This window comes from Microcoleus sp. AT3-D2 (assembly GCF_036705715.1).
Lineage (GTDB): Bacteria > Cyanobacteriota > Cyanobacteriia > Cyanobacteriales > Microcoleaceae > Microcoleus.
Map to the genome: position 1 here is coordinate 91,867 of NZ_JAUBVE010000009.1, position 16,681 is coordinate 108,547.

General features: G+C 45.9%; 14 protein-coding genes. 7 read left to right on the forward strand and 7 right to left on the reverse strand.

All coding sequences use genetic code 11. The features are described 5' to 3' along the window. Positions 1–173 precede the first annotated feature (173 nt). Positions 174–2,693 (forward strand): heavy metal translocating P-type ATPase, encoded by a 2,520-nt coding sequence (locus tag QUB44_RS06310; RefSeq protein WP_333364486.1) that lies wholly within the window; start codon positions 174–176, stop codon positions 2,691–2,693. Between the two features lie 197 nt (positions 2,694–2,890). Here QUB44_RS06310 and QUB44_RS06315 read toward each other — a convergent pair whose 3' ends face one another. Continuing rightward, on the reverse strand, positions 2,891–3,238 hold the full coding sequence (locus QUB44_RS06315) for a hypothetical protein (protein WP_190659999.1): 348 nt from the start codon (positions 3,236–3,238) through the stop codon (positions 2,891–2,893). A 105-nt stretch (positions 3,239–3,343) separates the two neighbouring features. On the opposite strand from QUB44_RS06315, the gene tmk reads away from it, so the two are divergent. The 4 genes from tmk (at position 3,344) to QUB44_RS06335 (ending at position 7,131) form a co-directional block, all read left to right on the forward strand. Continuing rightward, positions 3,344–4,012, forward strand: a complete 669-nt coding sequence (gene tmk, locus QUB44_RS06320; protein WP_333364490.1) for a dTMP kinase — start codon at positions 3,344–3,346, stop codon at positions 4,010–4,012. A 258-nt stretch (positions 4,013–4,270) separates the two neighbouring features. Next, positions 4,271–5,233 (forward strand): DNA polymerase III subunit delta', encoded by a 963-nt coding sequence (locus QUB44_RS06325; protein ID WP_333364493.1) that lies wholly within the window; start codon positions 4,271–4,273, stop codon positions 5,231–5,233. A 27-nt stretch (positions 5,234–5,260) separates the two neighbouring features. After that, positions 5,261–5,746: a peptide-methionine (S)-S-oxide reductase MsrA gene (gene msrA, locus QUB44_RS06330; RefSeq protein WP_445299872.1), complete on the forward strand. Its 486-nt coding sequence runs from the start codon at positions 5,261–5,263 to the stop codon at positions 5,744–5,746. A gap of 548 nt (positions 5,747–6,294) precedes the next feature. After that, positions 6,295–7,131 carry a metallophosphoesterase gene (locus QUB44_RS06335; protein WP_333159726.1) on the forward strand — a complete coding sequence of 279 codons (837 nt, stop codon included), beginning with the start codon at positions 6,295–6,297 and terminating at the stop codon, positions 7,129–7,131. 155 nt (positions 7,132–7,286) lie between these two features. On the opposite strand, the gene rppA is transcribed toward QUB44_RS06335, so the two are convergent. The 3 genes from rppA to QUB44_RS06350 form a co-directional block, all read right to left on the reverse strand. Continuing rightward, positions 7,287–7,973 carry a two-component system response regulator RppA gene (rppA, locus tag QUB44_RS06340; RefSeq protein ID WP_333364496.1) on the reverse strand — a complete coding sequence of 229 codons (687 nt, stop codon included), beginning with the start codon at positions 7,971–7,973 and terminating at the stop codon, positions 7,287–7,289. A gap of 52 nt (positions 7,974–8,025) precedes the next feature. Further along, the gene (locus tag QUB44_RS06345; RefSeq protein ID WP_333364499.1) at positions 8,026–8,676 is read right to left on the reverse strand and encodes a glutathione S-transferase family protein; all 651 of its coding nucleotides are present in this window, start codon (positions 8,674–8,676) and stop codon (positions 8,026–8,028) included. Between the two features lie 195 nt (positions 8,677–8,871). Beyond that, a complete protein-coding gene (locus QUB44_RS06350) occupies positions 8,872–9,129 on the reverse strand; it encodes a hypothetical protein (protein ID WP_333364502.1) in 258 nt (85 codons plus the stop codon). A 198-nt stretch (positions 9,130–9,327) separates the two neighbouring features. Here QUB44_RS06350 and hisG point away from each other — a divergent pair, with 198 nt between their 5' ends. Then, on the forward strand, positions 9,328–9,972 hold the full coding sequence (hisG, locus tag QUB44_RS06355) for an ATP phosphoribosyltransferase (protein WP_333076539.1): 645 nt from the start codon (positions 9,328–9,330) through the stop codon (positions 9,970–9,972). A gap of 164 nt (positions 9,973–10,136) precedes the next feature. On the opposite strand, the gene QUB44_RS06360 is transcribed toward hisG, so the two are convergent. The 3 genes from QUB44_RS06360 to QUB44_RS06370 all read right to left on the reverse strand — a co-directional run bounded on the left by QUB44_RS06360 (position 10,137) and on the right by QUB44_RS06370 (position 15,754). Continuing rightward, a complete protein-coding gene (locus tag QUB44_RS06360; RefSeq protein WP_333364505.1) occupies positions 10,137–11,594 on the reverse strand; it encodes a response regulator in 1,458 nt (485 codons plus the stop codon). 364 nt (positions 11,595–11,958) lie between these two features. Beyond that, a complete protein-coding gene (locus tag QUB44_RS06365) occupies positions 11,959–14,172 on the reverse strand; it encodes an ATP-binding protein (RefSeq protein WP_333364508.1) in 2,214 nt (737 codons plus the stop codon). Positions 14,173–15,040: 868 nt separating this feature from the next. Further along, positions 15,041–15,754, reverse strand: coding sequence for a DUF1997 domain-containing protein (locus tag QUB44_RS06370; protein WP_333364511.1), 714 nt, complete (start codon positions 15,752–15,754; stop codon positions 15,041–15,043). A 121-nt stretch (positions 15,755–15,875) separates the two neighbouring features. Here QUB44_RS06370 and QUB44_RS06375 point away from each other — a divergent pair, with 121 nt between their 5' ends. Continuing rightward, positions 15,876–16,535: an NAD(P)H-binding protein gene (locus QUB44_RS06375; RefSeq protein ID WP_333364514.1), complete on the forward strand. Its 660-nt coding sequence runs from the start codon at positions 15,876–15,878 to the stop codon at positions 16,533–16,535. Positions 16,536–16,681 lie beyond the last annotated feature (146 nt).

The following is a 16,681-nucleotide window of genomic DNA, read 5'->3' on the forward strand; positions in this document are numbered from 1 at the left end:
ACCCCTGCCGGACTGCGGATTTAACCGCATGGAATTAATAAGAATTAAAAAAAACTAACACTTTCGGAAGATGCCACAATATTTATCTATGATCAAAATATAGACATTTGTCTAAACAGGGCATTAAACCATTTCAAAAGTGGCGAAATATTCTAATCAATACCAAAAAAACCATGCAATTTTTGCCCAAAACAATCCCCGAAATTCAACCAGAAATCCTACCAGTTAACGAATCACCGCCAGAACTTGTTACTTTCGATGTTGGCGGGATGAAATGTGCCGGCTGCGCTAAAGCTGTGGAACGCCAACTCATGCAGTATTCAGGCGTAATTTCAGCTTGCGTTAACTTGGCCGTAGAAGTCGCGACGGTTGAGTGTCAACCGGGGGCTGTCGATGCAGAGGCTTTAGCGAAAAAGTTGACTGATAATGGATTTCCCTCTCAGTCTCGTTTAGGAGAAAATCAGCGGGAAGCAGAAGCGGCAACAATTGAACGGCGGCGGCAAGAAATTAGACAGCAAATCAAGCAATTGACGATCGCCCTTATTTTAATTATCCTATCCGGTTTAGGTCACGTACTCGGCACAAAAGCCCCTATTCTCAGCAATATTTGGTTTCACTGGGGACTCGCCACCCTAGCTTTGCTGCTACCGGGCCGCCCGATTATCGTTGACGGGTGCCGCAGTTTGTGGCGAAATGCACCCAACATGAATACTTTGGTAGCTTTAGGTGCTGTTACAGCTTACACCGCTAGCAACGCGGCGCTGCTGTTTCCACGGATGGGATGGGAGTGCTTTTTTGATGAACCGGTGATGCTGTTGGGCTTTATTTTGTTGGGAAAAACTCTCGAACAGCAAGCCAGACGGCGTGCTGCATCAGCTTTGCAAGCTTTAATCGCTTTGCAACCGGCGAAAGCCCGCTTAGTTGATTTTAAAATCCCGAGTTTAGATTTGCGATCGCAAGAATTGCCTTTAAACTCGACATCAGAAGTCTACGATCCACAATACATTGAAATTCCTGCCGATCGCGTCCGAGTCGGAGAATGGCTGCAAGTTTTGCCAGGGGAAAAAATACCAGTAGACGGCGAAATTTGCGAAGGCAAAACAACAATAGATGAGTCGATGCTGACTGGCGAATCAATGCCGGTTTTGAAGCAACCAGGAGATACAGTTGCGGCGGGAACTATCAATAAATCCGGGGCAGTTGTGATGCGGGCAACTCGCACCGGTAAGGAAACAACTGTAGCTCAAATGGTGGCTTTGGTGCAGGCAGCCCAAACTCGCAAAGCGCCGATTCAAAATTTAGCTGATACTGTCGCCGGATATTTTGTTTATGGGGTAATGGGGATATCGCTTTTAACTTTCCTATTTTGGTATTTTGCCGGCACTCATATTTGGCCTTCTGTGCTTTTAGGACACGATATTGGGCATGGGGCAATGGGCATCGGGCATGGGGTATTGGGCATGGGAAATGAATTGCCAATTATCCATTATCAATCGCCTTTGCTCTTAAGTTTGAAATTGGCGATCGCAGTTTTAGTCATCGCTTGTCCTTGCGCTTTGGGACTGGCTACCCCAACTGCAATTTTAGTCGGTTCTGGCATCGGGGCGGAACGCGGGCTTTTAATTCGGGGTGGTGATGTTTTAGAACGGGTGCATCAATTAGATACGGTGGTTTTTGACAAGACTGGCACTCTGACAACCGGAAATCTCACACTCACAGATTATTTGCCGATTTTCCAGAATTCGGAGTGGGATTTGAACTCAGATATTAATGTTGGCAACAAACAAGATGCCTCTTCCACAATAGATGGAGTTTCTGGCAGAGTTGACTCAAAACTGCTGCAAATTGTGGCGACGGTGGAAAGCGGCGCTTGTCATCCCATCGCCGCAGCGATTTTGCTGGAAGCTCAACAGCAAGGTTTGCCGCTGCTAGCTGCTGAGGATTTCTGCACGGAACCGGGCTTGGGGGTTTCTGCTTTGGTGGAGGGCCGGCGGGTGTTCGCGGGAAATGCTGAGTGGATGAAGGAGCAGGGGGTCGCTGTGGCGACGCAATTGTCGGGGTCTTTGCAAGGCAAAACGGCGGTTTACGTAGCTTCTGAGGGCGTTTTGCTGGGGGTAATCGGGCTAAAAGATACTCTGAGGCCGGATGCTAAGGCGGCGGTGGAACGTTTGCGGGGCATGGGATTGCGGGTGATGATGCTGACGGGCGATACGCCGTCGGCGGCGGCGACGACGGCGCAGCAGCTAGATTTGACGGCGGCTGATGTTTTGGCCGGGGTGCGGCCGGAGGGGAAGGCGAGGGCGATCGCGACTTTGCAAGCCCAAGGCTGTAAAGTGGCTGTGGTGGGCGATGGTATCAATGACGCCCCGGCTTTGGCTCAAGCTGATGTCGGTATCGGTTTGCACTGCGGTACTGATGTCGCTGTTGAGACAGCTCAAATTGTGCTGATGCGAAATGCTTTGATGGATGTTGTTGAGTCGATCGAGCTGGGGCGCGCTACTTTTAATAAGATTCGCCAAAATTTATTTTGGGCTTTTGGTTACAATACTCTGGGAATTCCGGTGGCAGCGGGTATCTTGCTGCCTGCAACCGGAATTCTACTCAGTCCTGCCGCGGCCGGAGCATTTATGGCGTTTAGTTCTGTTAGCGTGGTTACAAATTCTTTGTTTTTGCGCCGGGGATTTCGAGCTTAAATTTAGGGATTGCATATAAAAGTCGGAGGCCATCGGTCATTAGCTAGAAACTAATGACTAATGACCTCATCCCAAGACGGATACAAGCCCCCCACACCAGGAGTCGAGAGCAAAGAAGTTTCCAGATTAGTTCGAGACTCCAAATTTATCTGTGGAGTCACTCTAAAATCTAAAATGTAAAATCGACTGACTGATGGCTACAGTGCCATACTTTCCAAGAGTCGCCAATTATTGTTGTTCATAATTGAACGACTCACTAGCTCGAACATTTGACGGCAGTGGTTGTTGGTTTGCAGGGGCAGTTCTTCGTTTTTAATCACGAAGTTCATGCGAACCTCTGAGTCGCTGGCCGTGTTTTTCTCAATTAGGACTTCTGCGGTGACAAGTTTGGCAATCGAAACTTGACCTGGGAGCTCGCGAGCCATGACGGAATCTCCTGTATTGTAGATAATATCAAGATTGCATGACTCTAAAATTTCAATCAGGGATTGACGGAGACGGTCGATCGGAACGGCAACGATAAAAAAACCAGTATAGCGAGCCATAGACAACTCCAGCCGTGAGGCATTTAGACTTTATTATCATACCGAACCTAGAACAGATCCACAGAACAATATAGATTTATTTTATTGAGATGGGAAGTTAGGGCAATGAAGGGCAAACTTATCGTGTTTGAGGGGGTTGAAGGTGCGGGTAAAACTACGCAAATGCAGCGCTTGATACAGTTTCTGCAAGGAAGTTGCTTTCTGAGAGTCCGCTTGGTGGCTACTCGCGAACCGGGGGGTACTGAGCTGGGAAGGGGACTACGACATTTGTTGCTGAAACAAGATGGGGGCGAATCTGTATCCGATCGAGCAGAATTACTAATGTACGCTGCCGATCGCGCTCAACACGTCGAAACTTTTCTTAAACCCGAGTTATCTAAGGGAACGATTGTTTTATGCGATCGCTTTACTGACTCTACGATTGCTTATCAGGGCTACGGCCGCGGTCTTAACTTAAATTTAATTAAGCAGTTGAATGAAATTGCCACCGGCGGCTTGGAAAGCGATCTGACTTTGTGGCTGGATATTAATGTGGAGGCGGGTTTGGCGAGGGTAAGGGCTCGGGGAGGGTGCGATCGGATCGAGCAAGCTGATTTGAAGTTTCACCGCCTTGTGCAGCAAGGTTTTTCGGAGTTAGCCGAGGCAAATAAATCTCGAATTGTCCCGATAAATGCCGATCGGCCTGAATATGAAGTCGCTCAGGAAATTCAAGCTATTGTAACTCGCAGGTTAGAAGCTTGGGGATATTTAAATAATACCAATTCTGAAAAATAGCGCTAGATAATTTGTAGAGACACAGCAATGCCCTGTCCTGCTGTGGCAACTTACAATTTAACTTCTTAACTCAAAATAATTATTTAGCATTCCGTTAAAACACAATAACCTTTTGGTATTATTATAGCAACCACCCCCGACGATTAAGATGTTCTTAATTGCTGAAACCCTAGATTTTATTCCTTCATCCTGATATCCGTTACATCCGTTACATCCCGTACATTGCTCGTTGCCGAACTTCCTTTTTTCTGAGCAAACATGAATTATTTTACATCATTAATCGGACAAGAGCGAGCAGTAGAATTGCTAACTCAAGCAGTCGAGCAAAACCGAATTGCTCCTGGTTATTTATTTATCGGCTCTAACGGCATCGGCAAAAGTTTAGCTGCTCAGTCTTTCATCGAGCTTTTATTCTCAGCCAATCTTCCCGAAACCAGACTAATAGCCTCCGTTCAAAATCGCGTGCGGCAGCGAAATCATCCAGACTTACTCTGGGTAGAACCAACTTATATGAACCAAGGCAAACGGCTTACACCAAAGGAAGCAGAGGAAGCCGGTTTAAAGCGGAAAGCACCACCACAAATTCGCTTAGAACAAGTTCGAGAAATCGGTGATTTTCTCAGCAGACCGCCGCTAGAAGCAGCGCGTTCAGTCGTAGTTTTGGAACAGGCAGAAACAATGGGTGAGGGAGCCGCTAACGGCTTATTGAAGACATTGGAAGAACCGGGAAAAGCAGCGCTAATCTTAATTGCTCCGACTGTGGAAGCTTTGCTGCCAACTTTGATTTCCCGTTGTCAAAAAATCCAGTTTTCACGACTGAATCTCGAAGCAATGGCACAAGTTTTGCAGCAAGCGGGATTCGCAGAGATTTTGGATCATTCCGAGGTACTGGGGATGGCTCAGGGCAGTCCTGGGGAGGCAATTGCTATTTGGCAGCAACTGCAATCAATACCCGATGATTTGCTGCAAAAGGTGAAGCAGTTGCCTCAAAATCTGCGGTCTGCTTTGGAATTAGCCAAGGAAATTGATAAAACTTTAGATACTGAATCTCAGTTGTGGTTAATCGATTATTTACAACACTGTTACTGGCAGCAATTTTTGGCAGGGGGAATTAGTCGATCGCCCTTAGAGCCCTTGGAAAAAGCACGACAATATTTGCTAAACTACGTACAGCCGCGATTAGTTTGGGAATGCACACTGATGGGAATATGTCAAGCATAATTTATTGCCAAGTTTGAACCCAATACGATGAGTAACATGATGGAAAAAGCCACATTTGCCGCCGGTTGTTTTTGGGGAGTTGAACACAAGTTTCGCGCCGTTGCTGGTGTCGTCTCGACTGTTGCAGGCTACACAGGAGGTCACTGGCCGAATCCCTGCTACCTGGATGTTTGTGCTAGAGTCACTGGTCACGCTGAATCTGTGCTGATAGAGTACGATCGATCGCAGGTGAGTTACGAAGCACTGCTAGATGTATTCTGGAACTGTCACGATCCTACCCAAATCAACCGCCAAGGCCCCGACAGAGGCGAACAGTACAGGTCGGTGATTTTTTATCACAATTCCGAACAAGAAAAAGCCGCTCGCGCATCCAAACAAAAATTGCAAACTTCCGGTAAATACGACAAAGATATTGCAACCGAAATAAAACCTGCTGGTGAATTTTATATGGCAGAGGATTACCACCAGCAATATATTGAGAAAAAGCGGCATTCGTCAAAAGTTATTAGTTAAAAAGTAGGCAAACTCGACAAAAAATAAAATATCGTAGGGGCGGATAAGGCAATGATATATACTAGCCGCCAGTTTATTATTAATGCAAAACTCTGCCTCTCCCAAGCCATGTTTATTTCCACCTGCTTAGTAATAAATCATTAGTGATGAGATAGTGTTTGGTAGGGGAAATCCCCCCGTGGTAGGTCGATGCGATGGGGATGCGACACGAATCTCAGCTTTGACAATTGCTAAAAGAATATAGATGCGGGGCGGGGAATGCCACTCTGAAGAAGATCGCGTTTTAAACAGCTTGTTACGCAAGTCATAATATTATAAAAATGCTGTAGTAGTTGGGCGCGTAATACCCAAACAATTTTGCAAGAAAGCCTAAATAAAGATTGGGCATTTCTGTCTCAATTTTCTTGAGTAATCCCACTTTTTGCGTCCTGGACTGTAGTCATTAGTCAGATGACAGAAGGAAAAGGGAAGAATATCTAGTTTGGCAGTCTTGCTTGTTTATTTGCTAAGCTAGAGGTGGCGCTCTGTCATCAATAAACTTTAGATTTATGCACAGGTTATTAACTGGGAAACTGCGAATAGAGTATTTAACAATACCAATCGCTAATCTTCCAGCAAATCTATCCGGTACTAAAATTGTACAGCTTACAGACTTTCACTATGACGGGGTGCGACTGTCGGAATGGTTGCTAGAAGAGGCGATTGCAGCAGCCAATGAAGCCGAACCAGACCTGATTTTTTTAACTGGTGACTTTATTAGCTATGACCCCGCACCTATTTACGGCTTAGTGCAGCGATTGAAAAACTTGCAAAGTCGGGTGGGAATTTACGCGGTTTTGGGCAATCATGACCACTACTGGCCGGAGGCAAAAAGAGAGGTTACTAAGGCTTTAAATAGCGTCGGGATTCGGGTTTTGTACAACGAAGCAATCTATCCTTTGGGTTCTGAATTGGCTTTAGTTGGGTTAGCAGATTTTTGGTCGGGCGATTTTGCGCCTAAACCTGTAATGACATCCATAAATCCCGCGATTCCTCGGATTGTCTTGTCTCACAATCCTGATACTGCTGAAAAGCTGCAAAATTGGCGGATTGATTTGCAGTTTTCTGGGCACACTCACGGTGGTCAAATTGTTATTCCTGGTATCGGCCCTTTGTACGCTTGGGTCAGAAAAATTGGCTATTTGATTCCTAAACGAATCCGAAAGTTCATTCCTTTTATGTCGGCTTGGGATCGAGTAGTTACTCACTGGGAATGGGCTAGCGGTTTGCATCAGGTTGGGAGTAATTTGCTGTACGTAAATCGGGGTTTGGGAACTTATTCGCCGGGGAGGCTATTTTGTCCGCCGGAGGTGACAGTAATTACTTTGGTTTGTCAAGATACGTAAAGGCTGTTTAGGGTGCACACTTTCCCGATAATAGATAATATAGCCGAAGGAAAAAGGAAGTTCGGCAACGGATTCGCTCGACGGATGTAACGGATGTCATGGATGTCAGTCCGATGGAAGAGAAAAGAGGGATTTTTGTACAATTGCTATTATTTTTAATTTGCTTCTCCAAAACGATAGCCTCTGCCGTAGACTGTGTGAATTAGCACAGATTCGCCAGGGGCTTCTATTTTGCGGCGCAGCAGGCGAATTTGAGCGGCTAATACATTGCTGCTGGGTTTTTCGGCTTCACTCCACAAATACTGGTGGATTTGTTCGTGTGTTAGCAATTGACCGGTATGGCGCATTAAGTATTCTAATAACTGACATTCTTTTTCTGATAAGTCAATTGTACGATCGCTCCGATAAGCTAATTGATTGTCGTAGTCTAGCTGTAAATCTGCAACTTGCAGTCGGCCGATAGCAACCTCGGCATCCAAAGTAGGAGGCCGCCGCAACAAGGCGCGGACTCTGGCTAGCAGTTCTCGCAGTTCAAAAGGTTTGACTAAATAGTCGTCTGCACCGGCGTCGAGTCCTTGTACACGATCGTCTACGGTATCTTTGGCGGTGAGAAATAGCACTGGCGTACTCCGTCCTTGCGATCGCAACTTGTGGCAAATTGCCAGTCCGGTTTGTTTCGGCAGCATCCAATCCAAAATTAGCAAATCGTAATTGCCCTGCATGGCTAAATTGCTGCCACTTGCTCCGTCAAATGCCACATCAACTGTATAGCCTTCGCGCGTTAAGACTCGACTCAAAGGGTCAGTTAACTCAACTTCATCATCAACTAAAAGAATCCGCATCCTGATTTCAAATTTGAGATTTGAGATTTGAGTTTAAGTAAACTGATTTTTCCTAGATTTTAATGTGTGGAATACTTTCCGTTTCGCTGTAAGCTGCTGCTACCCATTCCTGGATGGCAGGCAAGGCTAAAATCGCATCCGCATAAGCTTTTGTTACTGAATCTAATTTGACTCCGTAGGTGACAAAACGCATCACAACGGGAGCAAACATAGCGTCAACTATTGTAAATTTTCCGAATAGCATATTGCCGCCTGTTCCGAATTTTTGGCGGCATTCGCGCCAAATGACAAAGATGCGATCGATCTCTGCTTCTACACCGGCAGTCATCCCTTCTCCCGGATAGCGGTTGCGGCAGTCCATCGGCATATTTTCGCGCAAATGTTGGAACCCCGCGTGCATTTCGGCGCAGATGGAACGCGCGATCGCCCGTTCCGCTACATCTGTCGGCCACAAATCATTTGCAAAGCGTTCTGCAACGTATTCGCAAATTGCTAAAGATTCCCACACTTTCAAGTCGCCGTCGATTAAAACTGGCACTTTTCCCGAAGGAGAATAGCGCCGAATTTCTTCATTGGTTGTCGGCCAGTCTAAGGGGATTCTCACCTCGGCAAATTCCAGTCCAGCTTCTTTCATCGCCAGCCAAGCACGCAGCGACCAAGAGGAATAATTTTTATTACCAATAACAAGTGTCAATTCGGTCATAGTTTAACTTTCAGCTATTTGCGATCGTCCGTGCAATTTTAAGTTTTAGAGTTGAATATACAAAGCCGTGAGACTGAATGACGATCCTGTTCCAAGGCTTTCCTTCGGATCGCTTCGCTAACGCTAACGCGCGTTAGCGAAGCCCTCGAAGAGGATCGTCCAGTTCTATGCACCAGCCTGTGCAAGCATTTTACATTAACAACCTCCCAGCGTTCCGCGTTTTTCTGCAAACTGCGATCGGGGGGCGCGATCGAACACGCTTGATTTCACATGAGATGAGAAGCCTCTGTCCCTGGGAACCCTGGCCTGGTTAGCGCTAGGTACAGCTACTGTATAGTCCATTTCCTCCCTCTCTACACCACCGCCTGAGAGGATTTCATCTACTGTAATCTTTTTCAGGGAATCCTGGTCTACACTGTGAAAATTTTCCTCAAATTCTTGATTATTTTCCATACCGACCGCCATTGAAAAACGTGACTCAATAAAAAATTACTAAATATAATATATCCTCAAACAAAAGATCGAGCAATACCCGAAATTTATTTTTCGCTATGAACTCTATGTGTTATTCTGAGTTTGGTAAAAGCTGTTTCTGCTTAGGCCGCGATCTCCCCCTTCCCAAATTAAGAAATTTACCCTCTAAAAATTGACATGATTACTGTTGCACTTCCCAAAGGCGGATTGTTAGGAGATAGCATTCGGCTGTTTAAATCGGTTGGATTAGACTTCAGTGCTTTTCTCGATTCCTCGAACCGACAACTTCAAATTTATGACCCGACAGGCACTGCCAAAGCTTTGTTAGTAAGGACGCACGACGTACCGGTTTATGTGGAATACGGTCAAGCGGATTTGGGGATTGCTGGCTATGATGTTTTGCGGGAAAAAAAGCCGAAAGTTGCCAATTTAATTGATTTAAAATTTGGCAAGTGTCGGCTGTCGGTGGCGGTGAAGGAATCTAGTTCTTATCGGCGAACTGTGGATTTGCCTCCTCACGGTAGAGTTGCTTCTAAGTTCGTACACTGTGCAAGGGAATATTTTCACAATTTGAATTTGCCGGTGGAAATTGTGCCGCTTTACGGTTCTGTCGAGTTAGGGCCGATTACGGGTATGTCGGAGGCAATTGTCGATTTGGTTTCCACTGGCAAAACTTTGCGGGAAAATGGTTTGGTGGAAATTGATGTTTTGTTTGAAAGTTCGGCTTATTTAATCGGTCATCCTTTGAGTTACCGTTTGAATGCGGGGGGGGTTAATGAGCTGATCGGGAAGTTGAGAGAGCAAGTTTTGACAACTGTTTGATGCTAACTCCAATTAAAGTAGACTTATTGCATAAATCTTTCATTGATAAGGAAAGCACAGACGCTACGCCGATACAATACACGATAGTTAGCGACTTTTTCCAGAGTTCTAAACTATTGTGTGGAGTAGGGTTGGGCTTCTAGCCCGCCCTAAAAGTTAAATCTTTATGAGCTACTATTTGCAGGTAGAAAACCTAGTTTTTCCTGGCAGCGATTTATATAAAAACGGACAACTGTATCCGCAGGGTTTTGTTCGATTAGTTGCTGAAAATATCCCAAGGCCGCGACAAATCTTTCGGATTGCCATCCTTGAATTCCTTTGTCAAATAAACCCTGGGTAAGCTGCTTTGCCTCCGAGTCGGGACAGGAGGCTGCCCAGATTTCGTAGATTTCAATAGCTTGCTGCTTGCCACGCGGGGTTACTCGATCAATCCAGCGATAGTAATAATTGTTGCTGGGCAAATGGCACTCAGCAGCAGTCGCCCCAGAAGTAGAAATCATACTCTCTTGTGTTTCCACTTCTAAGTCGCACTTTAATAATAAACTTTCTTTCGAGTGGGAGTTGGAACTTATGCCATTTAGAAATTCTCTCGCATGAACAATGGCATTTTCGCTAACAATAATTTGGCAGCCGTATATTTTAGTTAAATTTTCTAACCGAGAAGCTGTATTTACTACATCGCCGATGACTGTAGAGTCCATGCGGCGATCGGAACCCAAAGTGCCGATCATGCCGATACCTGTGTTAATTCCCGTACCAATATTGACGGGAGATTCTAAATTGTATTTGTGGCGACTGGCATTAAATTCTTGCAAAGTTTCTTGCATGGCTACTGCGGCTTCGATCGCATCCATGGCGTGAGAATTGGGCTTGTCAAATACTGCCATGATTGCATCGCCTAGGTATTTGTCAATAAACCCGCCGTGAGACGTTATGCACTCGTTCATTTTAGTGAAAAAAGCGTTCAACCATTCAAAAGTCTCGCGAGCTTGTTGAGATTCGGCGATCGTAGTAAACCCGCGAATGTCACAAAATAAAACAGTCAGCTCTTCTTCTGTGACATTGCCCAACTGAATAGATTCTATTCCTTGCGGCGCAATTCGTTCGAGAAGTTGCTCTGGCACAAATAGCTGAAATTTTTCTGAAAGATATTCGTTGGCTTCCCAAGCTGCGGCGATTTGGCGTTTGCTTTGCTCTTTTACCTGCTCGTGCAATTGGGAAGATACAGCTTGCGATCGCATTTGACTCAACTGCAAAATATTTTCAACTTTGGCCAGCAACAAACGACTGTTAAAAGGCTTTGTTAAATAATCATCTGCCATCATTTCTAACCCTTTGATGCGAGAGGTATCGTCATCGAGGGCTGTTAAAAAAATCACCGGTACAGTTTGCAATGCCGTATCCTTCCGCAGGATCTCGCACACATCAAAACCGTCCATCTCCGGCATCATAATATCTAGTAAAATTAAATCAGGTCGAGATGCGCGGGCGAGGGAGAGCGCTTCATGGCCAGATAAAGCTGATACTGTAGCGTATCCTTTCAGGTGCAATAACTCTTCCAGTAAAGTCAGATTAGCTGGCTCGTCATCAACCAACATGATGCAGGGCGACTTGTTTGACATGGAATATGATATAATAACGCATTGAATTTAGATCGGGACTTGCGCGTGTAGATGCTCGAAATCTGGTTGGTTCCTGTATTTCTCGTTATTAAATTCGATGTTTTTGGTAGGAACTTACATCTTTCACCATTATCAAGAACAGGCTTTCCGGCCTGTTCCACAAAGAGTGAGCTTTCTTGTGGGGAGTAGGGTTGGGCAGGAGAGCCCGCCCAAGACTGATTGAGAATAGTGCAACATCTCAGTAGGAACCGGGTTTATCGGGCAACTCTGCACAAGTCCTATAGATATTTATCTACTATTGAGTTTAACCTTTCTGGTTATCAATTATCATAAATGGCAGTGCTGGAACTGCAAATAATTATTGTTAGCCCAGATAAGAACGGACAGTAGCGATCGCCAAATTCAAATCCAGTGGCTTGCTTAAATAAGCAGAAGCGCCAGCTTCCAAACATCGCTCACTGTCACCGGGCATCGCCATCGCCGTCACCGCAATCATCGGTACCGAATCCCAGACAGGATCTGCTTTAACTCGGCGCATCAACTCAAAGCCGTCAACATCCGGCAACTGAATGTCCATCAAAATCAAATCCGGCAGCAACTCCGGGGCAGCAGAGGCTGCGAGAATACGATCGGCCATCGCCTTCCCATCCGCGAGTATCTCTACCCCGTACCCCTCCAATTCCATCACCTCAGAAATTAACATTTGGTTAAAAGGCTGGTCTTCGACAACCAAAATCCGCTTCCTGCCAATTGGTAAAGCAATCGCAGAAGCAGGGACTAACTTGGAATCCAAGGCACAAGAAGCAAAGTTTCCCAACTCTTGACGCATCTCCGTCAAAGGCAGCCAAACGCGGAAAAGACTTCCCCGATCGCAAACAGATTGAAAAGAAACAGTCCCCCCGTGCAATTCTGCCAATCGCTTAGTCAAAGCCAAACCCAAACCTGTACCTTCGTGGCGCCTAGTCAGGGAAGAATCCACCTGTTGAAAAGGTCTAAATAGCAAGTGCCAGCGGTCTTGAGGAATGCCGATGCCGGAGTCTTTTACCTCAAAACAAAAATAAGGAGTGCTGGCATTTACAGGAGAACAATCCGGCCGGTAGTCGCCGTCTATTTCGCTGCCGTAGGCCAGACGCCCGCTGAGTTTAACTTGTCCCTGTTCGGGGGTAAATTTGATGGCATTGGAAAGTAAATTAATCACAATTTGTCGCACTCGCCTTTCGTCTAGCCAAACTTTAGTAATACGGTAGTCGAGTTCTAAAGACAAACCGATTCGCTTTTTGTCTGCCCGTGGCTGCATCATTTTCATACAGTCTGTCGCGAGTTCTTGAACGCGAACAGGCTGTAAACTTAGCTCTACTTTCCCGGCTTCAATTTTAGAAAGATCGAGAATATCGTTGATTAGCTGCAACAAGTGCTGGCCACTTTTTTCGATCAGTTCTACATAGTTGATTTGTCGATCGCTCAACTGTCCGGCCGTTTGCCGCAGCAGCAAGTCAGAAAAGCCGAGAATGCTGTTGAGAGGCGTCCGCAATTCGTGGGACATTGAGGCTAAAAACTCGGATTTCAACTGAGAAGAATACTCTAATTCTTCATTAACTTGGCGCAGGTTCTCTTGTGTCTGAGCCCGCTCGATCGCCGCCCCCAGAGTCCGGCAAGCAGCCGAGAGCACTTCTTGGTGGAGGGCGGTTTGCAGTTTTTTGACGTTGCGGGACTCCAGCGTCAGTACGCCGATAATTGTACCGTCGGTGGCTGCGATCGGAAAAATACCCAGTTGTCCAATTCCCGGATGCCGAAATTCCGGCACAGCATTGGGATGTTGGGCATACTCCTCGACAAACACAGGTTTACCAGTTTTCACCACTTCCCACAGCAAACCGATGCCGTAGGGAATGCCTTGGTCGAGCAATTCTTGCATTCCTGCGACTACGGGTTCCCCGTAAGTAGCCAAAAATTGACTAGAAACTTGGTTGCAAATCCCCGACGCTTGCCGATCATTTCCCTTGCCGTTAATCACCTTGACATCTCCGAAAGCTGCATTCATTGCCTCTACTAAATAGGTGAGGGCAAACTGACCTATTTGTTGCAAACTGTCAGACTTTTGCAGGCGTTCGGTTAAACCTAAAAGAAAGCTCAGGCGCCTGACTTCTGCGTTCAAGCTAGCTTGGGAGTTTTGGTATACCGTAACGTCTCGAAAGGTAAACAGCCGTCCGCCACTGTTGGTAATCGTGGCGCACACCTCCAAACAAACCGCATTGGATTGCTCGAAATAAAATGATAAACTTTCATCCTGAGATTTTTCGAGTGCTTGCTGAAACTCTTGCCATTGCTGAACAGACAAGTAACCCCGATCGACAATTTCCGCAAACAGCAAGTGGCACTTCGGCTTTGTTTCCAGCCATTCTGGGGACAATTCCCACATTCCGGCCAATTTTTTGTTAAACAAAACTAAGCAGTCAGACGAGTCGAACAGAGCGATCGCATTGTCTACTTGGTTGAGAATCAGTTCTTGGTCTGCCCTCAACTGGTGCAAGTCTCTCTCCATTTTCTCTGTCTGTGTACCTCTTAGTTTCGTTGTCATAACTTTCTAGGGATATGGCAAGAGTTCTTTGATAACTCTTCACTTAATGTTACATAATTTTACGTTTTTGGCAGTGAGGGTGATCGATCGGCTTTGTGATCTGAGACACTTGCTGGTTTCGGAGGGCGATCGGAGCCACCTTTGAACTGCGTCGCCTACATTGCTTAATCATGAAGCAATAAGGAGGGAAAGCATTATGACAGAAGGAGAATCTTTTAATAATAATGCTGTCGAACTTGATGGCATCTGACTTGAAACTATGGTGTCCAACCCTGTGCTAAATTGACCCATAATAAAAACTAATTCCGGTGATAAGAAATCAGCATATAGCAATCCTCGCATCATTTGTGAATTTCTTACGGACTCCCAGCGGGTTCGGAGAGGGTTGGGGTGGGGTAAAAAATTTACGACTTCTGCAAGGATTGCTATATGTCAAAATGCAATCATGACCTTACCTTTAAATTTTATTAGCAATAATTTGGTTATTTGGATTAACTGCTCAAGCAAGTGTTGGATTCAAAAACATAGGCATAAGGCGCGCCCTAAGCACCCGGAGACAGTGATATCAGTTTCAAAAAAGCAACTGTAGGCTGGTGATCCCAACCCATACACAATCAGTTATTCCCAATAATTTAATCTAAAATTGTGCAACTGAGCGCTCACGCCGAAGTCTAAAATCCTAAAATGGCATGAGTTATTACGATCGCACTTATGAGTAAGGTGTGCAGTGCACACCCTACAAATGTGAGTTAAGCTAATCCGCATTTAAATTGCAGAGAAAAATAAATCTTTACTCTTGTGGGGTGGGCAGGAGCTCCCGCACTTAACATACAATTTAAATGCACAACAGCTTAGAGCGTAAGTATTGTTAATGTTTCTTAGGATTTTTCGGAAAAGGAATTCCCAAACTTTCGTGAAAAACAACCTGAGTTTTATAAGTCAAGCGCCGGTTAACTTGTTTGATAATTTTTTCCAAAAGCGCATCGCCGGTTTTTTCTATTAAAGGTTGAGACATCGATCGAATAAACTTGGGAAAGCAAACTCCCACAGCCAAATCCAGCTTCCACGTAGCGCTGGTAATCGCAGGCGGCAGCTTAGCACGTTCCGACGCAGGCCAATCGGCGGCAAACTCCTGAGACGGTATCTCCACTAGCTTCATTGCCGATCGAAAATCTACTTCATACCCAGGCGAGGTATAATTCGGAACCGGAATAGTCTTAATCAAATAGCAGCCTTCAGCGTCAGGCGGCAGCAACTCTAAACCAATTCTCGCTTCAACACGGTAGCCGAAAGCCCCAAAACGCCCGATTAATAAATCATAGCCGTTTTCGCCGATCGGCTCGGCCTTCATCGGCGAAGCGCACTGGCAAAACCAAGTCTTGTGGTTGTTCAAATGCTTCGCCACCGTCTCCGCATCCGCGTACATCTCCATGCTGTCTTCAAAATGCGTGTGAAACCAAATCGGCTCAACTTCCTCTGGTGCATCCGCGCTTCCACTTTCGGGCTGTTGGGAACTCGCATCTGGGTAGTAATTTTCGTCAGAAGCTTCAACAGTTTGATATTCAGCGGAATCCTGCTTCATCGTATGCTCTCCTGTTATACACGCCAATCGATCCGGTTGGGGATGTGTTAAGGGAGTTTCCTCCCTACAATTGAGAAATTGATAGTAACAAAACTTACCCTAGTTCAGCATAACTCGACTTATGAAAGCATTTGTAGCAGGAGCCACAGGTCAGACTGGCCGCCGAATCGTCGCAGAATTGGTCAAGCGAGGTATTCCCGTACGCGCCTTAGTCCGAAATCTAGACACAGCTAGACAAATTTTACCACCGGAGGCTGAGTTAGTGACTGGGAATGTATTAAATGCAACTTCCCTGGGCGATGCCATCGGCGATAGTACGGTATTGCTGTGCGCGACAGGGGCGGCCCCTGGTTTTGACCCGACAGCGCCTTACAAGGTGGATTTTGAAGGTACTAAAAATTTGGTGGATGCAGCTAAGGCTAAGGGCATTGAGCATTTTGTGCTTGTGACTTCTCTGTGCGTCTCTCAGTTTTTTCACCCGCTGAATTTGTTCTGGCTGATTCTGGTTTGGAAAAAGCAAGCCGAGGAGTATTTGCAAAAAAGTGGCTTGATTTATACGATCGTCCGTCCCGGCGGTCTCAAAAATGAGGATAATTCAGATGCGATCGTCATGACTGGTGCGGACAAAATGTTTGAGAGCAGCATTCCCCGCACCAAGGTAGCCCAAGTGTGCGTGGAGGCGCTGTTTCAGCCGACTTCTCGCAACAAGGTTGTCGAAATTGTGGCGAAGTCGGAGGCTCCGCAAAAGAGTTTTGAGGAGTTGTTTGCCAGTGTGATTTGATTGAATTAGCCTCGCTTGGGTTCGGTGCGTCAATCGATTGCGCGATTTTAGATTTTAGATTTTAGATTGAAGCATTGACCCCACCGATAAATTCGGGGGGCAAGTTTCATCGGATACAGGTTTTTTATTTCTGGACGGATGAATCC